Genomic DNA, 18,698 nt, shown 5'->3' on the forward strand with positions numbered 1-18,698 from the left:
CTTTCTGTGCTTTCATTCAAAGGTTTTTTACGTTCACTATTTTAACATCTATTAGGCAAAAATCACTGTAGCGCTGATGTTATCTGCTCCACCGGCTTCTACGGCATAGTCAATTAATTTTTGAATTAAGCCGCCGTCTTTATAATCATTAATATAAGTAGAAAGCGTATCATCATCCACATAATTTGTCAAGCCATCTGTGCAGGCAATTACACAATCTCCTTCTTTGATTGTATGACTGCTATAATCGCACTCTACATCATCTTTCACGCCAATGGCACGAGTGATTATGTTTCTTTTAGGGTGCACTCTCGCTTCTTCTTGCGTAATTTGGCCTAAATCGACAAGGCTCTGCACATAGGAATGGTCTTTTGTAAGCTTAATCAGCTTATCTCCGCTTTTAAGATAAGCACGGCTATCTCCAACATGCACCGTATGCAGCGTATGTTTGTCTACCACCAAGATAACCGCTGTTGTCCCCATACCTGCAAGCTCTGGCATCTCAACAGATGTCTTATATACGGCATGATTTGCTTTCTGCACAGCAGCATTTAAAAAAGCACGCATATCTTTGGGTTTGTTTGCTTTTTCCGATAAATTTTCCAATTCATCCCGAATTGATTTCAGCGCAAGAGAGCTGGCCACACTACCTCCGCTCACGCCGCCCATGCCATCGCAAACGATTCCCCATACAAGGTTCTCTTGCAGGGCACCGCACGCACATGCATCTTGATTAGACTGCCGAACCGTTCCTATGTCTGTTCCACATTCAACCTTCATCAATTGCACTCCTCCTTGTCAAACTTTCCCCTCAACTGCCCACAAGAGGCATCTATATCTGCACCAAGCGTTCGTCTAACCGTTGCTGAAATACCCGAGGATTCTAAAATCCTCACAAAACGCTTTTGTCTGGCAATTGAACTCTTTTGAAATCCAGTTTCTGTCACAGGATTAACCGGTATCAAGTTCACATGAGCAATAATTCCCTTTAGTCTTTGTGAAAGCTCTCTGGCTGCCTCGTCAGAATCATTCACACCATCAATCATGGCATATTCAAAAGAGATTCTGCGGCTAGTTTGATTTGTATAATAACGGCAAGCTTTTAAAAGCTCACTTATATTCCATTTTTTGTTGATTGGCATCGTTTGTCCACGAATTTCGTCATTGGGGGCGTGCAATGAAATAGAAAGCGTCAGCTGCAACTTTCGCTCTGCTAAATCATAGATTTTATCGACAATACCACAAGTAGAAAGTGAAATGTGACGCATGCCAATATTCATACCATTGTCGCCGGAAACAAGCTCCAAAAAACGCAGAACATTCTCATAGTTATCAAGTGGTTCTCCCATTCCCATCAGCACGATGTTGCTGACACGAACCGATTCATCCTTTTGTGCCATCTGAATTTGGGCCAGCATTTCAGACGCCGAAAGATTGCGAAAAAAACCACCTTTGCCTGTCGCACAAAAAGTACATCCCATTTTACACCCAACTTGGGTAGAAATGCAAATCGAATATCCATGATGATATTGCATGAGAACAGCTTCTATATATTCTCCGTCATGCAACTTGAATAAATATTTAGCAGTTCCATCTATTTTAGATTTTTGTTTGCGGACAATCTCCACATTTCTGATGACAAAAATTTCATCCAGCTGCTCTTGCAATTTTTTACCGATATTGGTCATATCCGCAAAACTTTCAGCTGATTTTTGATGAAGCCACTCATAAATTTGCTTTGCTCTAAATTTAGGCAATTTCATCTCTATTATTTTTTCTGTCAGTTCTTTTTCATTCCATGATTTAATATCTATCTTTTCCAAAAAAAAACTCCTAAACCTACACTCTTTCAAAAAGAGCAATAAAAAATCCATCTGATGCCCCTGCAAATGGCATAAGTGTTGCCATGCCCTGTTGCTCTTCTCTTGCTCTTGTAATTCCTGTTGGCAGTTCAAATTCATGTGCCTTAAAGGCAGAATTTTCTGCCAAAAAGCGATTGGCAACCGCTTCATTTTCTGCCGGATTTAGGGTACAAGTCGAATAAAGAAGTTTTCCGCCTTGTTTCACAAGCTTGGAAGCGTTTTGCAGAATTTGATATTGAATCTGAGGCAAATTGTTAATACTGGCAAGCGATTTATAGCGAATCTCTGGCTTTTTGCGAATAACACCGTAACCGGAACAAGGTACATCACACAAAACCTTATCAAAGTCAGGCTGTAGTTCCCATTTTTCCGTAGCGTCATGCCGTTCAGCTTGAATCACAGACAAGCCAAGACGTTCCGCACCTGCCTGTACCATTTTAACTCTACCCTTATATAAATCAAAGGCATAAAGCTGGCCTTGGTTTCGCATCATCTCTGCCATGGTGAAAGCCTTACCGCCTGGGGCACTACAACAATCAAGCACTTTGTCGCCCGCCTTTGGCGCTAAAATGTGACAAGCAATTTGAGAAGACAGATCTTGCACATGAAACCATCCATTCTGAAATTCTTCCCAGTTTGGTATAGCCCCTTCCCCATCTACAATAAGCATATCAGGCAGAAGTTCAGACTTTATTAATTCTACCTCATGTTTCTTAAAGGATTCTGAAATTTCATTTAAAGATGTTTTAACATTATTCACTCGGATAAAAATTTCACTTTTTTGCGAGAACGATTCCAACAGCTTTGTCGTGATTTCTTTTCCATACGCTTTCTGCCAGTGAATAATCAATTCAGCCGGAATTGAATATTGTACCGAAAGACTCTGCACATCTTTCCCTTGCGGCAACTGGATTGAAGCTTTTTGGCGCAAAAGGGAGCGAAGAACAGCATTAACAAAACCCGAAAGCGGTGCTTTTCCAAAGCTTTTCATCAATTCAACCGCTTCATTGACCGCTGCTGAATCAGGTATTTTGTCCATAAATATCATCTGATAGGCCGCACTGCGCAGAACTGCTTCTGCCAAGGTATCAATCTTCTGCGTTGGATTTTTAAGAGCGAAAGACAGATAGAAATCAAGTGTAATCTGTTTTTCAATGGTGCCGTAGAAAATAGCGGCTGCCAGACGTTTGTCCCTACTATCCAATTCATATTCGCGCAGTACCTTGTCTATGACAATATTTGAATATCCCTCATTCTCTTTCACTTGCAGCAAAGCTTGCACCACTGCTCTTCTTGCCGAATGTTCCATCTTTACCCCTGTTTTCTAAGAAAATATACTTAAACTGTCTTTACCCTTTATTCCCAAAATAACTATTGGAATCAATCGGATGACCCAAAAGATAACTTTTGCCATTCATTCGCTTTCCGTTTTCCGGTTGAATTTCGGTTAGTTTTAACGCTCCGCTTCCACAATAGACTACAAATTCTCCGCCTACAGCTTCCGCTTTTCCGCTTTCGCCATGAAGAGACAGCACTTCTGCTCTATGAATTTTGATTTTTTTATCGTCATAAAACGAGAACGCAGACGGCCATGGGTTCAATCCTCGAATCTGATTATGAATTTCATCAGCCGATTTACGCCAATCTATTTCACTTTCTTCTTTTGAAAGCATTGCCGCATGAGTGGCTTCTTCTGCATTTTGGGGCGTGCGAGCCAACTTTCCCTCTTGTATATCTTGCAAAGTTTCTACTAAAAGCTCGGCACCAATCATCTTTAAGCGATCAAACAATTCACCAGATGTTTCTTCTGCACCAATTTCTGTTTCGCGCATAGAGATAATATCGCCGGTATCAAGCCCTTCTGCCATATACATAATGGTGACACCTGTTGTTTTTTCGCCCTCCAGTACAGCACGCTGAATCGGAGCTGCGCCACGGTATTTGGGCAGCAATGAGCCATGCACATTGATACATCCCATAGGTGGAATATCCAATATTTCTTTAGGTAAAAGTTTACCGTACGCAGCAACCACAATCACATCGGGTTTCATATCACGAATTTGCTCCTGCACTTCAGGCTTTCTCAAAGAAGCCGACTGGCATACTTGAATATCACAAAGCAAAGCTGCCTCTTTCACAGGAGGAAATTGCATTTTATGCCCTCTACCCTTAGGTTTGTCCGGCTGACAAAAAACAGCGCAAACTTCATGACCGCTTTCCACCAACTTTTGAAAAGATGGCACGGCAAAATCAGGCGTACCCATAAAAATAATTCTCATCGTTCTCACATCCTCGTTTAACACATAATGAAACCCTACTATTCCTCGTAGCAGGTTCCCACGTCCAAGCTTTCTTGCCTTGGTTTTAATCAATCATGTGCCTTTATTTCAAGTTTAAAGTCAAGTCAGCAGACATCAATCATCAATCTCGTATTCGCCGCTTTCCAATTCTTCTTCTGTTAGCATACGGCTGACCTTTGTGTCATAGGTTATGCCATGCAAGTGGTCGATTTCATGAGAAAAAGCTCTTGCCGCAAAGCCTTCAGCTGTTTTTTCAAAGTAGTTACCGTTTCTGTCCTGCGCTCTTACGGTTACTTTCATGGGGCGCTTTACAAGACCAAATTGCCCGGGGAATGACAAACATCCCTCTGCGCCGTTCTGACAGCCCTCTTCCTCTAAAATCACAGGGTTAATCAGCTCGATGACAGGTTCATCTTCTTCTACGTCAATAATGCAAACCTGACGCAACACGCCGACCTGTACAGCTGCCAAGCCAGCACCTTTAGCCTCCGTAAGTGTATCTTTCATGTCTTCTAACAACTGATGCAATCTATCATCAAATTTCTCAACCAAGCGGCTCTTTTTCTTTAAAATCGGATCGCCGTCTTGTACAATATTACGAATTGCCATTTTACATTCCATCCTTTCTCATTCATCACCTGACAACATATAAATAGCACAGCTGCTATTTATATTCTTTACTAAAATTCTTATATTTTGTAGAAGTAAAACCTACATTTTGTTTGCTTATTCATGCTTTTACCAAGCCTATTATAACACATGATAAGGGTTGGTAGCAGCATAAACAGTCACTCCAGTATTTTTTTTATCCAACGCAAAATTTTTGAGTAGATTTGTCATCATTTCTCTGAATTTTACTGTGTTTTTACATTTAATCAGAATTTTATACCGATACTTTTCACTGACTTTTGCCACAGCAGCTGGCGCCGGCTGCAGTACCCGCAGTGGTAAAGAAGGGTATTGTTCTTTCGCCAACTCGCTTAGTGTCTGTAAAAAGCGTTGTGCTGCTTGTCTAACTCTTTTTTCATTGATACCCGTAAAACCCGTTACGCAAATATCTACAAAAGGTGGATACAAGAGCGCTTTACGAAATGCAATTTCCGCTTCATAAAAGCCTTCGTAATCTTGCTGTGCCGCCAAAGCAAGATATTCGTTTTCAGGGTAATAAGTTTGGATCAGTGCTTCGCCTTTGCTGCTACGACGCCCGGCTCTGCCAACAACTTGTGTGAGCAAGTCAAACGTTTGCTCATTACTGCGGAAATCATCGCTAAAAAGCATTAAATCAGCCGAAAGTACACCCACTAACGTGACATTCTCAAAGTCAAGTCCTTTTGCCACCATTTGTGTACCGACCATAACATCATAATCGCCTTTGCGAAATTCATCCAATTTATTTTCAAGGCTATATTTGCCTGCTGTAGAATCCGTATCAATACGTAATATTTTGGCATCAGGCAGGCACTTTGCTAGCTCTTCTTCTGCTTTTTGTGTACCCGAACCCCTAAACTGCACATACTCACTGCCACAACTTGGGCAGATATCTTTAAACTTGACAGAATATCCACAATAGTGGCACATTAGCCGACCATTCGCCGCGTGATAAGTAAGAGAAATGCTGCAATGCGGACATGATGCCACCTCGCCGCATTCTTTACAGGCTATAAAAGTATGATAACCACGTCGATTTAAAAGGATAATCGATTGCTTATGCTTATCAAAGTTTTCTTGCAGACAAGCGGATAAAGTAGGGCTTATTAAAGTACCTGCTGTAGCCATTTCTTCTTTGTTCAAATCAATTAAAGCCACCTCTGGCATTTCAGCTTCACCAAAACGAGAAGTGAGCTTATAAAGAGAAAAACGACCGGTTTGGGTAGCGTAATACGACTCAATCGAGGGTGTCGCAGAGGAAAACAAGCACAGACCTTTATTTTCAGCACAGCGCTTAATGGCTACTTCCCTAGCATCATATCTGGGTGCCGATTCTGACTTATACGTGTGCTCCTGCTCCTCGTCCATGACGATTAACCCTAGATTTTGAATTGGAGCAAACACAGCGGAGCGTGTTCCTACGACAATTTTCGCCTCACCACGCTTAACACGTTTCCATTCATCTAGCCTCTCTCCCAAAGAGAGCTTGCTGTGAAAAACAGCTACTGCCTCCCCAAAAAGAGCCGAAAACTGGCGAATTGTTTGTGTCGTCAACGAAATTTCAGGTACCATGACAATGATTCCCCGACCCATTGCATATACATGCTGCATAAGCTTCATAAAAACAGAGGTTTTTCCGCTCCCTGTTACCCCATAAAGCAACGCACAAGCACTTTTCTCTTTGTCAAATTCAGATTTTAGCCCATCATAAGCCTGCTGTTGTTCTGGTGACAAACAAATGTCGCTGTTAATTTGTTCGCATTCACCCATTTCAGGACGACGATACACCTCATATCCAAAACGTTCTGCTGCCCCTTTTTCTGCCAAAGCTTTCAGAACAGCCATGCTTGCTCCTGTAAAGTAGCAAATCTCTTTTTCTGAAACCGTCCCTACCTCTAAAAGCGTTTGATACAGCTCTGCTTGACGCGGCGACAATTTACCTGAAAAATCAGGGACAGCACGCACCATCTTTGAAAAGGCATCTTTAATTTTAGTGGACGCCTTATTTACCCTTAAGATAATACCTTTTTGCAATAAATCTACAAATTCAGGGCAACTCTCTGTGATGCCTAGTGTTTTAGCCACCACATCAAACGGCACCGATTTCACAGTTTCATATAAAAGGGAAAGAACTTGCTTCTGTATACCGCTGTAATTTTCAAGATTCTCAAAGCCGTCTTTTAAAATATAGCTATTTTTCAGACGGTAGCCAAACCCGGCAGGAATCATCAATTTGGCAGCCTCAAATAATGTGCAGAAATATCGTTCCCGAAGCCAAAAGACAAGCTGAATCATTTCTGCATCCAATACAGGCACTTTATCAAGTAGCTGTAGAATGGATTTCATCGCTGCATTCGGTTTTTCTTCAGCATTTTCAGAAACAGAAAGCACCAAACCCACGCGTCCTATATTTCCTCGCCCAAAAGGCACAAGAACTCGCACGCCAAGCTTTATTTCTGCCTCTAGCTCATGGGGAACAGAATAGGTAAACGGCTTGTCAAAATGATATAGTGTGTTCTCAACAGCTGTTTCAACCCACATGGATTAATTACAGCTTACCATGCAAAATTTCCGGCTCTACAATGTCATATTTTCCGGCAACGAAATCTTGCACAGCTAAATCAACTGGCTTTTCAATCATATCTTCGCCTTTGGCTTCTAGTTCTTCTGTAATTTGACGAGCGCGTTTCGCCACGGCAATCACCAAAGAATAGTAGCTTTCGTGAGGGGTTGTGATGATATTTTCAGAAGGTCTTAGCATAATTACATTACTCCTTTAATGAGGTCATTTTTATTTTTTTTAAGGGTTTCTGCTGTCATAATAGCTTTAAGCTCAGCGACAGCATCTTCTAAATGATCGTTTACAATCGCATAATCACAATTTTGGGAATAAGGAATTTCTAGTTTTGCCGTTTCCAGTCTTCCTTTGATTACTTCTTCCGATTCTGTTCCACGGTCACGAAGTCTTTTTTCTAAAATCTCCATAGAGGGAGGTAAAACAAACACAGAAACTGAATCTGGCAAAAGTTTTTTAACCTGTGCCGCACCCTGCACTTCAATCTCTACAATGACATCAAAGCCTTCTTCTGCCCACTTTTCAAGCGGTGCTTTCGGAGTGCCATAGTAATTGCCGCAATATTCGGCGTGTTCTAACATTTCATCATTCTTGACCATTACTTCAAATTCTTCACGGCTGACAAACCAATAGTGCTCACCATGATTTTCGCCTGGTCTCGGTGCTCTGGTGGTAGCAGAAACAGATAAACGTGCCTCTGCGCTTTGCCCCATGACTTGCTGTATAATACTACCCTTACCGCTTCCCGATGGGGCGAGTACTACAAATACAACACCTTTTTTCATTCCTTTGCCTCCGCTTGCTCTGTTTCATTTACTTTTTCTGCAATCTTTTCAGGCACTAAAGCTGAAATAATGACTGCTGTGCTATCCGTTATAATAACAGATTTTGTTTTGCGCCCAAAAGTAGCATCAATTAAGGTGTGGCGCTCTTTGGCTTCTTGTATCATGCGCTTAATCGGTGCTGATTCTGGACTGACAACCGCCACTATTTTTTCTTCTGAAACCTGGTTTCCAAATCCAATATTCACCAGTTTCATATATTTCACCTCTTTTAGTCCAGTATCCCAAGCTAACTAAACCTTAATGCCGCTGGTTTCTTGCTAAAACAGCAAGCATTTATTCTATATTCTGCACTTGCTCCCGAATTTTTTCAATCTCGGCTTTGATTTCTACAATCATATAAGCAATTTCAGAATTCATTGATTTAGAAGCTATCGTGTTGGCTTCGCGGTTCATTTCTTGCACTAAGAAATCAATTTTTCTGCCAACTGGGGCATCAGATTCAACCATATTTTCCAACTGCTTAAAATGGCTTTTTAAGCGAACCGTTTCTTCATCTACGGCTACTTTATCTGCAAACAAAGCAGCTTCTGTCAAAATTCTCTGCTCATCAATTTGTTTGTCTTGCAGAACTTCCTCTAACTTCAGGCGCAAACGCTCTTCATATTTTTGCACTGTCTTGGGCGAAGTTTTTTCAATTTCGCTGACAATTTCAATAATATGAGCTGCACGCATGAGCATATCCGCTTTCAGTCGTTCTCCTTCTGTTTCACGCATGAGAACAAATGCATCTACAGCTTTTTCCACGATTTGTTTAACTGACGCAACAACCTCATCTTCATCTTCCGGAGTTTTGTTTAAAGTCAAAATATCAGCATATTTAGATAGCAGTGTTAGCGAAATGTCTTCTGTAATCTCATAGGTTTCTTTAATTTCTTGAAAAGCGTCGACATAGCCCTTTACCAGTGTATGGTTCACAAGCACTTTTGCATCGTTGCTTTCCAGTGTTTCAATTTGAACATACACGTCGATTTTCCCACGAGAGACACGACTTTGCAAATAGGTTTTAATCGGGTCTTCTAAAAATAGATAGCCCCTTGTAATACGCTGTGAAATTTCGAGAAATTTGTGATTGACTGCTTTAATTTCTACTGTGATATGTCTGCCTGAAATGATTTCTTCATGCCTGCCGTACCCTGTCATACTTTTCAGCATTTCATCAGTCCTAACTTTTTATTTCGGCTTTTCTGTCAAAAAGCGATTTTGTCGAGCCTAATAACCCTCTTGACATACTATATTATTTTAACATTATCACTTCTCAATTGCAACTAGATAGCAGAAATTCTGTTTGCTTTTCGTAAAAAATATATTCTTATCCGAATAATCGGTTGGCAATTTCTACTGAATCCATTGCGTTTCTGGCGTAAAAATCGGCACCCACAAATTCGGCATATTCTTCGTTCAAAACAGCGCCGCCAACCATGATTTTGCAATCAAGCTTTTTCTCATGAATCATCTCAATGGTTTTTTTCATATTTTGCACAGTTGTGGTCATCAATGCACTGAGTCCCACTAATTTAATCTCGTGCTTTTGAATCATCTGAACGATTGTTTCGGCTGGTACATCCTTACCTAAATCAAAAATTTCATAGCCGTAATTTTCCAGAATCATTGCCACAATATTTTTACCGATATCATGGATATCGCCTTCTACTGTTGCCAGCAGTATTTTGGCTTTATATTCCGGCTTTTCGCCTGCCTTTTCCATATGATTCTTAATGACTTTAAACCCGGCTTTCACACTTTCTGCCGACTGCATCAGCTGCGGCAAAAACATTTTTTGCGTTTCAAATCGCTCGCCCACGATATTCAGTGCCGGAACAAACTCGTTGTCGATAATGGACAGTGCTGTTGCCCCTGAAGACAAAAGATTTCTTACCTGTGCAGCAGCTTCCTCTTTTCTCCCTTGCAAAATCAACTCTTGTAAGCTTACGTTGGTCTTGTCTACATTTTGTGCGGTGGGTTGTGCACTCGTTTGATGATACTGCTCAATGAAAAACCTTGCGCCACTGTCTTGGTTATTGAGCACACGGAAAGAGTCAACCACACGGCGATAATCTTCTGACAAAGGGTTTAAAATCGGCGCATCTAATCCTGCCCCAAATGCTGCCGCCAAAAAAGTAGCATTGACAATATTTCTTGATGGGAGTCCAAACGAAATGTTACTCACACCCAAAACAGTCTTTAGACCTAATCTGCTCTTGACAAGCTTTATGGCATTGAGTGTTTCCATGACCTGTTCTTGTTGTGCCGAAGCCGTCAACACAAGGCAGTCAATGAGCACATTTTCTTTGCGAATTCCATATTTAAGCGCTTCGGCAAGGATTTTTTCAGCAATCGCAAAACGTCCCTCTGCTGTGTCAGGAATTCCACTTTCATCCAGTGTCAAACCAATAACGGCAGCTCCGTATTTTTTGACAATAGGCAATACTGCTTTTAAATTTTCTTTCTTGCCATTCACTGAATTGATAAGCGGTTTTCCATTATAAATGCGCACGCCGGCTTCAATCGCCGCAATATCAGAGCTATCAATTTGCAAAGGCAGATCGGTCACACTCTGAATCTCACGAATGACTTCTACCTGCATAGCGGGTTCATCAATATCAGGCAAACCCACATTAACATCAAGAATATCACTTCCCGCGTCAGTTTGGTTAATTGCTTCTCCGATAATATATTCCAAATTATGATTCAGCAGTGCTTCTTTTAGCTTTTTCTTGCCAGTGGGATTGATTCTTTCTCCAATCACAGAAACTCGTTTATCAAGCACTACCGTTTTTGTAGAAGACGTAATTGCTGTGATATTTTTTGGTGTAACAGCAACTGTTTTAATCTGTTTTCTCATTATGTCTAACTGCGCAATAAATTCGGGCGTTGTTCCGCAGCATCCACCGATAATCCGAACCCCTTTTTGCAACATTTCTTTTGAATAGTCACGAAATTCTTCAGGCGTGATTTTGTAAACTGTTTCTCCGCAGCAAATTTCAGGCAGTCCGGCATTGCCTTGCACCATAACAGGAACATGGCAATAGGTCAGCATTTCTTCTACAATAGGCATCAATTCTTTCGGGCCAAGCGAGCAGTTCACGCCCAAGGCATCGACACCTAAATCTTCTAAAGCCACTACTGCTGTCAACGGATCCGTGCCCATAAAAGTTCTGCCGTCCTCTTGAAACGTCAGCGTGCAAAACACGGGTAACTTGGTGTTTTCTTTTACTGCCAAAATAGCAATTTTAGCTTCTAACAAATCAGAAATTGTCTCAATGATGACACAATCGGCACCGCTTTTTTCTGCCTGTACTGCCTGCGCTTTAAAAATGTCATAAGCCTCTTGCCACGAGAAAGTTCCCAACGGCTCAATCATTTGTCCGAGAGGACCGATATCCATGGCCGTGTATCTGGCTCCGCTCTCTTTTACCAAACGAATGCCGGCTTCAATCGCTGACAGATATTCGCTTTCCTCCATTTTGAGCGGGTTAGCTTGAAAGGTGTTTGCTGTGATTACATCAGCACCCGCTTTGACATAATCCTCATGAATGCTTCGCACAATATCAGGGTGACTGATATTGTAGCGTTCCGGCAGTTCACCTGTCGGCAAGCCTCTCTGTTGCAGCATTGTACCTAATCCACCGTCAAACAACAGAATATTATTTTTCATCTCGTTTAAAACGCCCACAGGGAAATCCGTCCTTTCGTCTTTGACAATTTTCTTTTAAAGAGCAAATACTGCAAGAATCTGCCTGCTCTCTTTTTTCTACAAATAATCCAAAAATGGATGTAATCGATTTTCTGGGAATCATAATATGATTAGCGTTACAGGTCAAACCAATCTTGCGCTGTGCATCTAGCAGAGACAAAATCTGCGGTTGAAGAGAAAGCGGCAAATCACCATACCCAACCCCATAGCCGAAATTTGGAATCCACTGGGTAAGTCCTTCTTTTTTGATAATCTCCTGCAAAACCTGATCAGAATATTTCTCAATAATCTCTGTGCAAACAGCTTCTAAGACAAGGGTTTTGGTTAACTGTGCACGCGCATAGCGTTTAATTACCAGTTCCGCTTCTATACCCAGTGTCAGCGCCAGTACAATGGTTTTTTCAGCACCATCTAAGTGATTGACAATATCTTTACCGGGTAAAATAAATCCATCTCCAAGCAAAACTATTCCATGTTCATTTTTCTCTATATCAAATACTCGATAAACAAATCTCGGACGTAGTTTATTAAAAAGTTCTCTTTTGCACTCTTCTATCAACTCTTGAATTGACTTTGTTTCTGAATCTGCCGGCATACTAAGATACCGCATAATTTCATTGTGGTCTAAATTAAGTGGTTCCATTCGTTTGTCCTTCCTAATTTTGCTAAATTTGCAGTAGACTATAAGATTAACCAATTCAAAAGTAGAATAAAAGACAGAAATAATCTATATGTACTGAATAATTTTGACACCTAGTAAATGCTGATTTAAGCAATTGTGTCTTACAATTTAAACCTAAATCTTGTGCTTCATTTTATCACTGTGTTGCTGTTAAGTCAACGTATATCCCCTCTTTTTCCCATTGTCCCATTCATAAAACCTATGGCTTTCCATAGATTAATCACTGCTTGTCTTTCCTTAATAATTAGTATAAAATGAATTATATTATTGCATATAAGGAGCATTTTCATGAAAAAACATTCACACATTCTTCGCTATTTATCAACCGCTTTCTTTGCGCTGCTGCTCACAATTGGTTTAGCTGGTTGCCAAAACCAACAAACAGCGTCCACAAAGCCAGATTCTTCTTCGGTCTCTAGCAGTGTTTCTCTTGCCAGTGAAAAAGCCAATGAAGCTGCAAAAATCAACCTAGATTTTCGCGTTGTCGGGAAAGACGGCAAGGAAGAAACTTTTGCGATAACTTCAGAAAAAACAAACCTAAAAGAAATATTGGACGAGCAAAACCTAATTGAAGGCTCTGATTCTTCTTATGGTTTTTTTGTTACTACCGTAAACGGTGAAACCGCTGATGATGCTAATCAGGAATGGTGGTGTCTGACCAAAAACGGAGAATTGTGGAATTACGGTGTTTCTGACACCGAGGTAGCTGACGGCGATAAATTTGAATTCACACTAACTGTAGGTTATGACCAGTGAAAGAAAAATTGCGCTCTATGACCGCTATTGCTGTTATGGGCGTCATTCTGCACATCTCTAAAGAAGTAATCGCCTTTTTGCCAAATATCGAGCTCGTTTCATTGCTAACCATACTTTTTACGTTAGTTTTTGGTAGAAAAGTATTTGGCGCATTGGGGATATTCGTTCTATTACAAGGTATTAGCTATGGTTTTGGTACTTGGTGGCTTTCTTATCTTTATATTTGGCCGCTACTAGCTGTTTTAACCTATCTATTTCGTTGGATTAAACCAGCTTGGGGTTGGGCACTTTTTTCAGGCCTATTCGGTCTTGCTTTCGGTGCTCTTTGCTCACTTATTTATTTGTTTATTGCCAGCCCCACTTACGCTTTCTCTTATTTTTTGAGTGGTATTAAATTCGATTTATTGCATTGTGGCGGCAATTTTTTATTAGCTTTTTTACTCTTTAAACGTCTGAAATCAGTTTTAGAAATGATTGAGAAACGACTTCATTCCTCAAACTATTAGCTCTACAAACTATTAGCTCTACAAATTATAAATTCAAGCGCCGGAGCAGTATTAGCTGCGCCGACGCTTTTTTCTTTGTGGATATTTTATATGAAATTGACTTTGTCTTCAAACGTCGATATAATTTGTTTAAGAGCTTCACTCTAAAAAACAAACTATCCAAAACAAAAGCTTTCTGGCTACAATAGTTATCTTGAAAGGTGAGACACTTATGTATTACATTCAATCTATTACGAAACAAGAAGATGTATGGCAAAAGTCAGAAAGTTATGTTAAAAACATATCCGCCTTGGCAAATTTTGAGCAGCTTTCATTTAACTCTCCTATTACCTTTTTTGTGGGCGAAAATGGCAGCGGCAAATCAACTCTCTTAGAAGCAATTGCCGTTAAATATGGATTCAACCCAGAGGGCGGTTCTAAGAATTATAGCTTTGCCACGAAAGATACCCACTCGCCACTTTCACAAATGCTTGATTTGGCAAAGACACCCAAGCGAGCAAAAGATGGCTTTTTTCTTCGAGCAGAGAGTTTTTATAACACAGCCTCTTATATGGAGGAAATTGACCATGACGGCCTATCTGCCTCTTATCTTGAATCTTATTTTGATGGCAAAAGTCTTCACGAACAATCACATGGTGAAAGTTTTTTGTCCATTATTGAAAACCGTTTTTGGGGAAATGGAATCTATATTTTAGACGAACCTGAAGCTGCTCTTTCACCATCTCGTCAGCTAACATTAATGTCACATATTGCCCGATTGATTAAGCAAAACTCTCAATTTATTATAGCCACCCATTCACCCATTCTTTTGGCTTTTCCTGGCGCGATTATTTATAGCTTTGACAACAAAACCATCACTCCTATTTCTTATAAAGAGACGGAACATTATCAAATTACACATAACTTTTTGAACCACCCTGAAAGAATGCTTGACATACTCTTAAACTAAATTTCGTCCTGAAACCTATGAATATTGGCGTTAGTTTTGTGAATTAACCTTTTGTTAGAGAAACATAATTAAAAAGAGCATATCGACAAATTGTCGGCATGCTCTTTTTGCATCCATCTTATCTTTTTGCTTTTTCATCTGCACTGTCTGTTACTAACTCTTTTAAAGAAGTTGCCAAACCGGCCAATGACTGAATTTCTGACGGAATAATAATTTTTGTTGCTTTACCGTCAGCTGCTGCTGCAAAAGCTTCTAGTGACTTAAGGCGAATGACTGATTCTGATGGTGTTGATTCATTAATGAAACGGATACCATCTGCCATCGCTTTTTGCACGGTAATAATGGCTTGTGCTTCACCTTCTGCTTCACGAATCTTGGTTTCTCTCACTGCGTCTGCACGCAAAATAGCAGATTCTTTATGTCCTTCTGCAATCAAAACAGCACTGCGTTTTTCACCTTCAGCATCCAAAATCTTTGCACGACGCTCACGCTCTGCCTTCATCTGTTTTTCCATCGCATCTTGAATTTCTGCCGGTGGAATAATGTTTTTAAGCTCCACACGGTTTACCTTAATGCCCCATGGGTCAGTAGCTTCATCCAAAATAGCACGAATTTTATGGTTAATGACATCACGGGAAGTCAATGTGTGGTCAAGCTCCATATCACCAATGATATTTCTCAGCGTAGTAGCTGAAAGATTCTCAATGGCAGATGTTGGACGCTCAACACCATATGTATATAGTTTTGGATCTGTAATTTGAAAGTATACCACCGTATCAATTTGCATGGTAACGTTATCTTTTGTGATAACCGGTTGGGGTGGAAAATCCATAACTTGTTCTTTTAAAGAAACCTGTTTTGAAATTCTATCGATAAAAGGGATTTTAACGTGCAATCCTGTCTCCCATGTCATGTGATAAGCACCTAACCTTTCAATAACATAGGCATAGGACTGCGGCACAATTTTAATATTAGAAACAATGACCAATAAAACAATAATTGCTAATACTCCAAAAACAATCAACATACTATTTCCTCCTAATTTATATTTGTATCTGTCTAACGATTAGTTTAACACCCTCAATAGCAAGGACTTCAACTTCTGTTCCTTCTGATATTCCTTGTTCGTCTTCAGAACGTGCAGTCCATGTTATGCCTTTGACACTAACTTGACCAATTCCTGTTACATTGTCAATTTCTCGGGTTACCATAGCTTTTTCACCAATGAAACGGTCAGCATTGGTTCTTACCCTTTTCACTTCTAATTTTTTCTTGACAATCGGTCTTGTAAAGAATATACAAAGCAAAGAGATTATGGTTGCAATGACAACTTGCCCTGTTACCGGCACATGAAGCAGACTGGCAATTAGGCCACCCAAACCGCCGAAAACAAACCAAATGGATATCAGTTGGCTGCTTGCCGATTCTGCAATTACAGAAAGCACAATGAGACCTAGCCAAAGATATACAGCATTATCCATATACTCACCTCCATTATTTTTACATCAAGTATATCTATTCAAAGTATAGCATTTTTATAACCTATTGACAACAGCTTTTGATAGTATTTTCAATCTTTAATACTTTCCCGTGTCCTGCATAAGATTAACGCTGTCCTCAATTCCTTCCCTAGGCGAGACTTCTCCAGTTGCTTCTCTAGCTATAAAATGCTCTTGTGAGTCAGAGAGCTCAAACTTGCTAATTTCATATTGCAAAGTCTGCGCCTGTGCGGCTAATTCTTCACTGGCAGCAGAGCTTTCTTCTGCTGTGGCAGCATTGGTCTGCACTACCGACGAAACTTGCGTTAGGCCTTCATTAATTTGTTCAATTGAGAAAGCTTGCCCGCTGGTGGCTGCTTCAATTTCACGAATAGATTCTACGGCTAATTCTGCTTTTTCTGAGGCTTTTATTAAGCGTTTCAACGTATCCGCCGCTATTTGTTCGCCTTGTGCCACCGTGACTACTGATTTTTCAATTAATTCAGCTGTTTGCTTGGCTGCATCTCCTGATTTTGCCGCTAAATTGCGCACTTCATCTGCTACAACAGCAAAACCTTTTCCGGCACTGCCGGCACGTGCTGCTTCAACAGCTGCATTCAGCGCCAAAATATTGGTCTGGAACGCAATGTCTTCTACCAATTTGGTAATTTTAGAAATCTGCTGAGAAGTTTCACTGATTTCTCGCATAGAAGTATTCAGACGCTGCATATGTTCATTACCATCTGCGATATTTTTTCCGGCTTGTTCAACATATTCGACAGATTTCTGTACATTTGCCGTACTTTGTTCTGCCTGCTGAGAGACACTCGCAATGGCCGCTGTCAATTCTTCTACTGTTGCCGCTTGTTCGGTTGAACCGGAAGACAGTGCCTGTGCCGCTGAGGAAACCTGATCTGCTCCGATACTAACCTGATTGGCCACTCGATTAATTTCACTAAGCGTGCTATTGAGAGAAGCAGAAATATTGATAAATGCCGTTTTAATCACGGCAAATTCACCGACATAATTTTCTTGCAGAGAGATACGCATATCTCCATTGGCCATTGTGTCTAATGTGCGAGCTGTTTCACTAATATACGCAACATATCGATTTAACTGCACAACGGTTCGATTAATAGCCTCTGCCATTCGTCCCGTTTCATCTTTAGTCGTAATTTCGGCAGAAACATTCAAATCGCCGTCTGCAATTTGATTCGCCGTGTGAGTCAATGCTTTAATCGGTGACACAATGCTTCTTGCAATCCCGATAATCATGATAGAAATAAAAACAATCGCCAAAATAAAGGTGAGTAAAATAACAAATTGAATGCTTCTGAATTCTTGATAGAATTCGGTATCGGGCAAAGCGGTGGTAACGACCCAATTTAACCCCTCTATGGCAGAAACATTACCGTGGATAGCTTGTCCTTCTGCTGAAAAAGAAATGTTACCTGTGGTTTGATTTAAAATAGCCTGTTTAATATTTTCTGACAAATCTGTTTCAGAGACATTTTTGCCAACATAGTCCCCATTAGGATGAGAAATAATAAGTCCTTCTTTTGTAGCTAAAATTAAATACCCTGTCTCGCCTATCTTCTGGGAGCGAATAATAGTATCCAATTGGTCTAATGTAAGATCCAACCCCACAGCGCCCTCAATTTCATCAGAACCGTTCTTGCGCACCGGTGCAGCAATGGTAACCACTTGCTTTTGCGTATTAATATCTTCATAAGGTTCTGTGATAGTTAACGCATTATTTTGATTCATTTGAATAAACCAAGGGCGTTCTGTGGTCTTATACTCTTTGTTATTGCCACCATTGGTATTTACACTTTGTTCCGCATCCACATCTGCCATAAAAATAGAAAGAATGTTGGGGTCATCGCCACGCACATTCATAACAGTTTGCATCATTTGGTCATATTCGGCATGCTTGTCCATTGTGTTTCTCTTGGTAGACTGTGCCATAATTTCTTGCAAATAAGCACTATCTGCAATTTGGTCTGCCATGCCTTCATATTCTTTGAAAAAGACATTAATTTGATTGGCCACAGATTCAGATTGCGAGGTTAAATTCGTGTCAGATATCTTCTCTACAGAATTACTGATGATTGCGCCAAGAATAAGGCCGACTATCAGATAGGAGCAGAGAACCGGAATCCCTATATATACAAGTATTTTTGATAAAAGATTTTTAAATCCTTTTGCCTTCTTAACAGGTTTTGTATCAGTCTGATTTAGCTTTCTCGCCATCTCTTTTCCCCTTTTCTTTGTCAGCTTAACATTAAGCAAAATGCACACAATTAAATGGTGGTTTATCATCCATCACTAGAAAATTAACCCACCATTTTTTGACAAAATATGATAAATTTATTATAATCTGCCCGCCTTCCCTTGTCAATC

At 40.4% G+C, this 18,698-nt stretch carries 18 protein-coding genes; 3 read left to right on the forward strand and 15 right to left on the reverse strand.

Annotated elements, in window-relative coordinates:
* Positions 1-51: 51 nt before the first annotated feature.
* The 12 genes from CS931_RS03310 to CS931_RS03365 all read right to left on the reverse strand — a co-directional run bounded on the left by CS931_RS03310 (position 52) and on the right by CS931_RS03365 (position 12,567).
* Positions 52-780 carry a Stp1/IreP family PP2C-type Ser/Thr phosphatase gene (locus tag CS931_RS03310; RefSeq protein ID WP_099204325.1) on the reverse strand — a complete coding sequence of 243 codons (729 nt, stop codon included), beginning with the start codon at positions 778-780 and terminating at the stop codon, positions 52-54.
* Positions 780-1,823 carry a dual-specificity RNA methyltransferase RlmN gene (rlmN, locus tag CS931_RS03315; RefSeq protein WP_242964886.1) on the reverse strand — a complete coding sequence of 348 codons (1,044 nt, stop codon included), beginning with the start codon at positions 1,821-1,823 and terminating at the stop codon, positions 780-782. The genes CS931_RS03310 and rlmN overlap by 1 nt, the downstream gene beginning before the upstream one ends.
* Before the next feature lie 16 nt (positions 1,824-1,839).
* Positions 1,840-3,171, reverse strand: a complete 1,332-nt coding sequence (gene rsmB / locus CS931_RS03320; RefSeq protein WP_099204327.1) for a 16S rRNA (cytosine(967)-C(5))-methyltransferase RsmB — start codon at positions 3,169-3,171, stop codon at positions 1,840-1,842.
* A gap of 40 nt (positions 3,172-3,211) precedes the next feature.
* Positions 3,212-4,234, reverse strand: a complete 1,023-nt coding sequence (gene fmt, locus CS931_RS03325) for a methionyl-tRNA formyltransferase (protein WP_370738177.1) — start codon at positions 4,232-4,234, stop codon at positions 3,212-3,214.
* Positions 4,235-4,276: 42 nt separating this feature from the next.
* Positions 4,277-4,771, reverse strand: a complete 495-nt coding sequence (gene def / locus CS931_RS03330) for a peptide deformylase (protein WP_099204329.1) — start codon at positions 4,769-4,771, stop codon at positions 4,277-4,279.
* A 141-nt stretch (positions 4,772-4,912) separates the two neighbouring features.
* Positions 4,913-7,351, reverse strand: a complete 2,439-nt coding sequence (gene priA / locus CS931_RS03335) for a replication restart helicase PriA (RefSeq protein ID WP_099204330.1) — start codon at positions 7,349-7,351, stop codon at positions 4,913-4,915.
* 7 nt (positions 7,352-7,358) lie between these two features.
* On the reverse strand, positions 7,359-7,571 hold the full coding sequence (locus CS931_RS03340; RefSeq protein ID WP_099204331.1) for a DNA-directed RNA polymerase subunit omega: 213 nt from the start codon (positions 7,569-7,571) through the stop codon (positions 7,359-7,361).
* A 2-nt stretch (positions 7,572-7,573) separates the two neighbouring features.
* The gene (gene gmk / locus CS931_RS03345; RefSeq protein WP_099204332.1) at positions 7,574-8,170 is read right to left on the reverse strand and encodes a guanylate kinase; all 597 of its coding nucleotides are present in this window, start codon (positions 8,168-8,170) and stop codon (positions 7,574-7,576) included.
* A complete protein-coding gene (locus tag CS931_RS03350; RefSeq protein WP_099204333.1) occupies positions 8,167-8,424 on the reverse strand; it encodes a DUF370 domain-containing protein in 258 nt (85 codons plus the stop codon). Before CS931_RS03350 ends, gmk begins: the two co-directional genes overlap by 4 nt.
* A 79-nt stretch (positions 8,425-8,503) precedes the next feature.
* On the reverse strand, positions 8,504-9,382 hold the full coding sequence (locus CS931_RS03355) for a YicC/YloC family endoribonuclease (protein WP_099204334.1): 879 nt from the start codon (positions 9,380-9,382) through the stop codon (positions 8,504-8,506).
* A 157-nt stretch (positions 9,383-9,539) separates the two neighbouring features.
* Complete coding sequence (locus tag CS931_RS03360) at positions 9,540-11,903, reverse strand: homocysteine S-methyltransferase family protein (protein ID WP_143826225.1); 2,364 nt, start codon at positions 11,901-11,903, stop codon at positions 9,540-9,542.
* Positions 11,875-12,567 (reverse strand): methionine synthase, encoded by a 693-nt coding sequence (locus CS931_RS03365; RefSeq protein ID WP_099204336.1) that lies wholly within the window; start codon positions 12,565-12,567, stop codon positions 11,875-11,877. Before CS931_RS03365 ends, CS931_RS03360 begins: the two co-directional genes overlap by 29 nt.
* A gap of 327 nt (positions 12,568-12,894) precedes the next feature.
* On the opposite strand from CS931_RS03365, the gene CS931_RS03370 reads away from it, so the two are divergent.
* The 3 genes from CS931_RS03370 (at position 12,895) to CS931_RS03380 (ending at position 14,817) form a co-directional block, all read left to right on the forward strand.
* On the forward strand, positions 12,895-13,362 hold the full coding sequence (locus CS931_RS03370) for a DUF4430 domain-containing protein (RefSeq protein ID WP_099204337.1): 468 nt from the start codon (positions 12,895-12,897) through the stop codon (positions 13,360-13,362).
* Positions 13,359-13,868 (forward strand): hypothetical protein, encoded by a 510-nt coding sequence (locus CS931_RS03375; RefSeq protein ID WP_242964887.1) that lies wholly within the window; start codon positions 13,359-13,361, stop codon positions 13,866-13,868. The genes CS931_RS03370 and CS931_RS03375 overlap by 4 nt, the downstream gene beginning before the upstream one ends.
* Positions 13,869-14,079: 211 nt before the next feature.
* Complete coding sequence (locus CS931_RS03380; protein ID WP_099204338.1) at positions 14,080-14,817, forward strand: AAA family ATPase; 738 nt, start codon at positions 14,080-14,082, stop codon at positions 14,815-14,817.
* Between the two features lie 118 nt (positions 14,818-14,935).
* Here the strand turns inward: CS931_RS03380 and CS931_RS03385 are convergent, their stop codons facing one another.
* The 3 genes from CS931_RS03385 to CS931_RS03395 all read right to left on the reverse strand — a co-directional run bounded on the left by CS931_RS03385 (position 14,936) and on the right by CS931_RS03395 (position 18,548).
* Positions 14,936-15,844: an SPFH domain-containing protein gene (locus tag CS931_RS03385; RefSeq protein ID WP_099204339.1), complete on the reverse strand. Its 909-nt coding sequence runs from the start codon at positions 15,842-15,844 to the stop codon at positions 14,936-14,938.
* Between the two features lie 16 nt (positions 15,845-15,860).
* Positions 15,861-16,298, reverse strand: coding sequence for an NfeD family protein (locus CS931_RS03390; RefSeq protein WP_099204340.1), 438 nt, complete (start codon positions 16,296-16,298; stop codon positions 15,861-15,863).
* 96 nt (positions 16,299-16,394) lie between these two features.
* Positions 16,395-18,548 carry a methyl-accepting chemotaxis protein gene (locus CS931_RS03395; protein ID WP_159459728.1) on the reverse strand — a complete coding sequence of 718 codons (2,154 nt, stop codon included), beginning with the start codon at positions 18,546-18,548 and terminating at the stop codon, positions 16,395-16,397.
* Positions 18,549-18,698 lie beyond the last annotated feature (150 nt).

Origin of the sequence: Scatolibacter rhodanostii, assembly GCF_900197595.1 — a bacterium.
Taxonomy (GTDB): Bacteria; Bacillota; Clostridia; order Oscillospirales; family Acutalibacteraceae; genus Scatolibacter; species Scatolibacter rhodanostii.

Excerpts from the sequence above, each read along its gene's own strand:
- priA (WP_099204330.1), bottom strand. The coding sequence starts at position 7,351 with ATGTGGGTTGAAACAGCTGTTGAGAACACACTATATCATTTTGACAAG.
- CS931_RS03390 (WP_099204340.1), bottom strand. The coding sequence starts at position 16,298 with ATGGATAATGCTGTATATCTTTGGCTAGGTCTCATTGTGCTTTCTGTA.
- CS931_RS03385 (WP_099204339.1), bottom strand. The coding sequence starts at position 15,844 with ATGTTGATTGTTTTTGGAGTATTAGCAATTATTGTTTTATTGGTCATT.
- CS931_RS03350 (WP_099204333.1), bottom strand. The coding sequence starts at position 8,424 with ATGAAACTGGTGAATATTGGATTTGGAAACCAGGTTTCAGAAGAAAAA.
- CS931_RS03395 (WP_159459728.1), bottom strand. The coding sequence starts at position 18,548 with ATGGCGAGAAAGCTAAATCAGACTGATACAAAACCTGTTAAGAAGGCA.
- CS931_RS03310 (WP_099204325.1), bottom strand. The coding sequence starts at position 780 with ATGAAGGTTGAATGTGGAACAGACATAGGAACGGTTCGGCAGTCTAAT.
- CS931_RS03365 (WP_099204336.1), bottom strand. The coding sequence starts at position 12,567 with ATGGAACCACTTAATTTAGACCACAATGAAATTATGCGGTATCTTAGT.
- CS931_RS03340 (WP_099204331.1), bottom strand. The coding sequence starts at position 7,571 with ATGCTAAGACCTTCTGAAAATATCATCACAACCCCTCACGAAAGCTAC.
- gmk (WP_099204332.1), bottom strand. The coding sequence starts at position 8,170 with ATGAAAAAAGGTGTTGTATTTGTAGTACTCGCCCCATCGGGAAGCGGT.
- def (WP_099204329.1), bottom strand. The coding sequence starts at position 4,771 with ATGGCAATTCGTAATATTGTACAAGACGGCGATCCGATTTTAAAGAAA.
- rsmB (WP_099204327.1), bottom strand. The coding sequence starts at position 3,171 with ATGGAACATTCGGCAAGAAGAGCAGTGGTGCAAGCTTTGCTGCAAGTG.
- CS931_RS03370 (WP_099204337.1), top strand. The coding sequence starts at position 12,895 with ATGAAAAAACATTCACACATTCTTCGCTATTTATCAACCGCTTTCTTT.
- CS931_RS03380 (WP_099204338.1), top strand. The coding sequence starts at position 14,080 with ATGTATTACATTCAATCTATTACGAAACAAGAAGATGTATGGCAAAAG.
- CS931_RS03355 (WP_099204334.1), bottom strand. The coding sequence starts at position 9,382 with ATGCTGAAAAGTATGACAGGGTACGGCAGGCATGAAGAAATCATTTCA.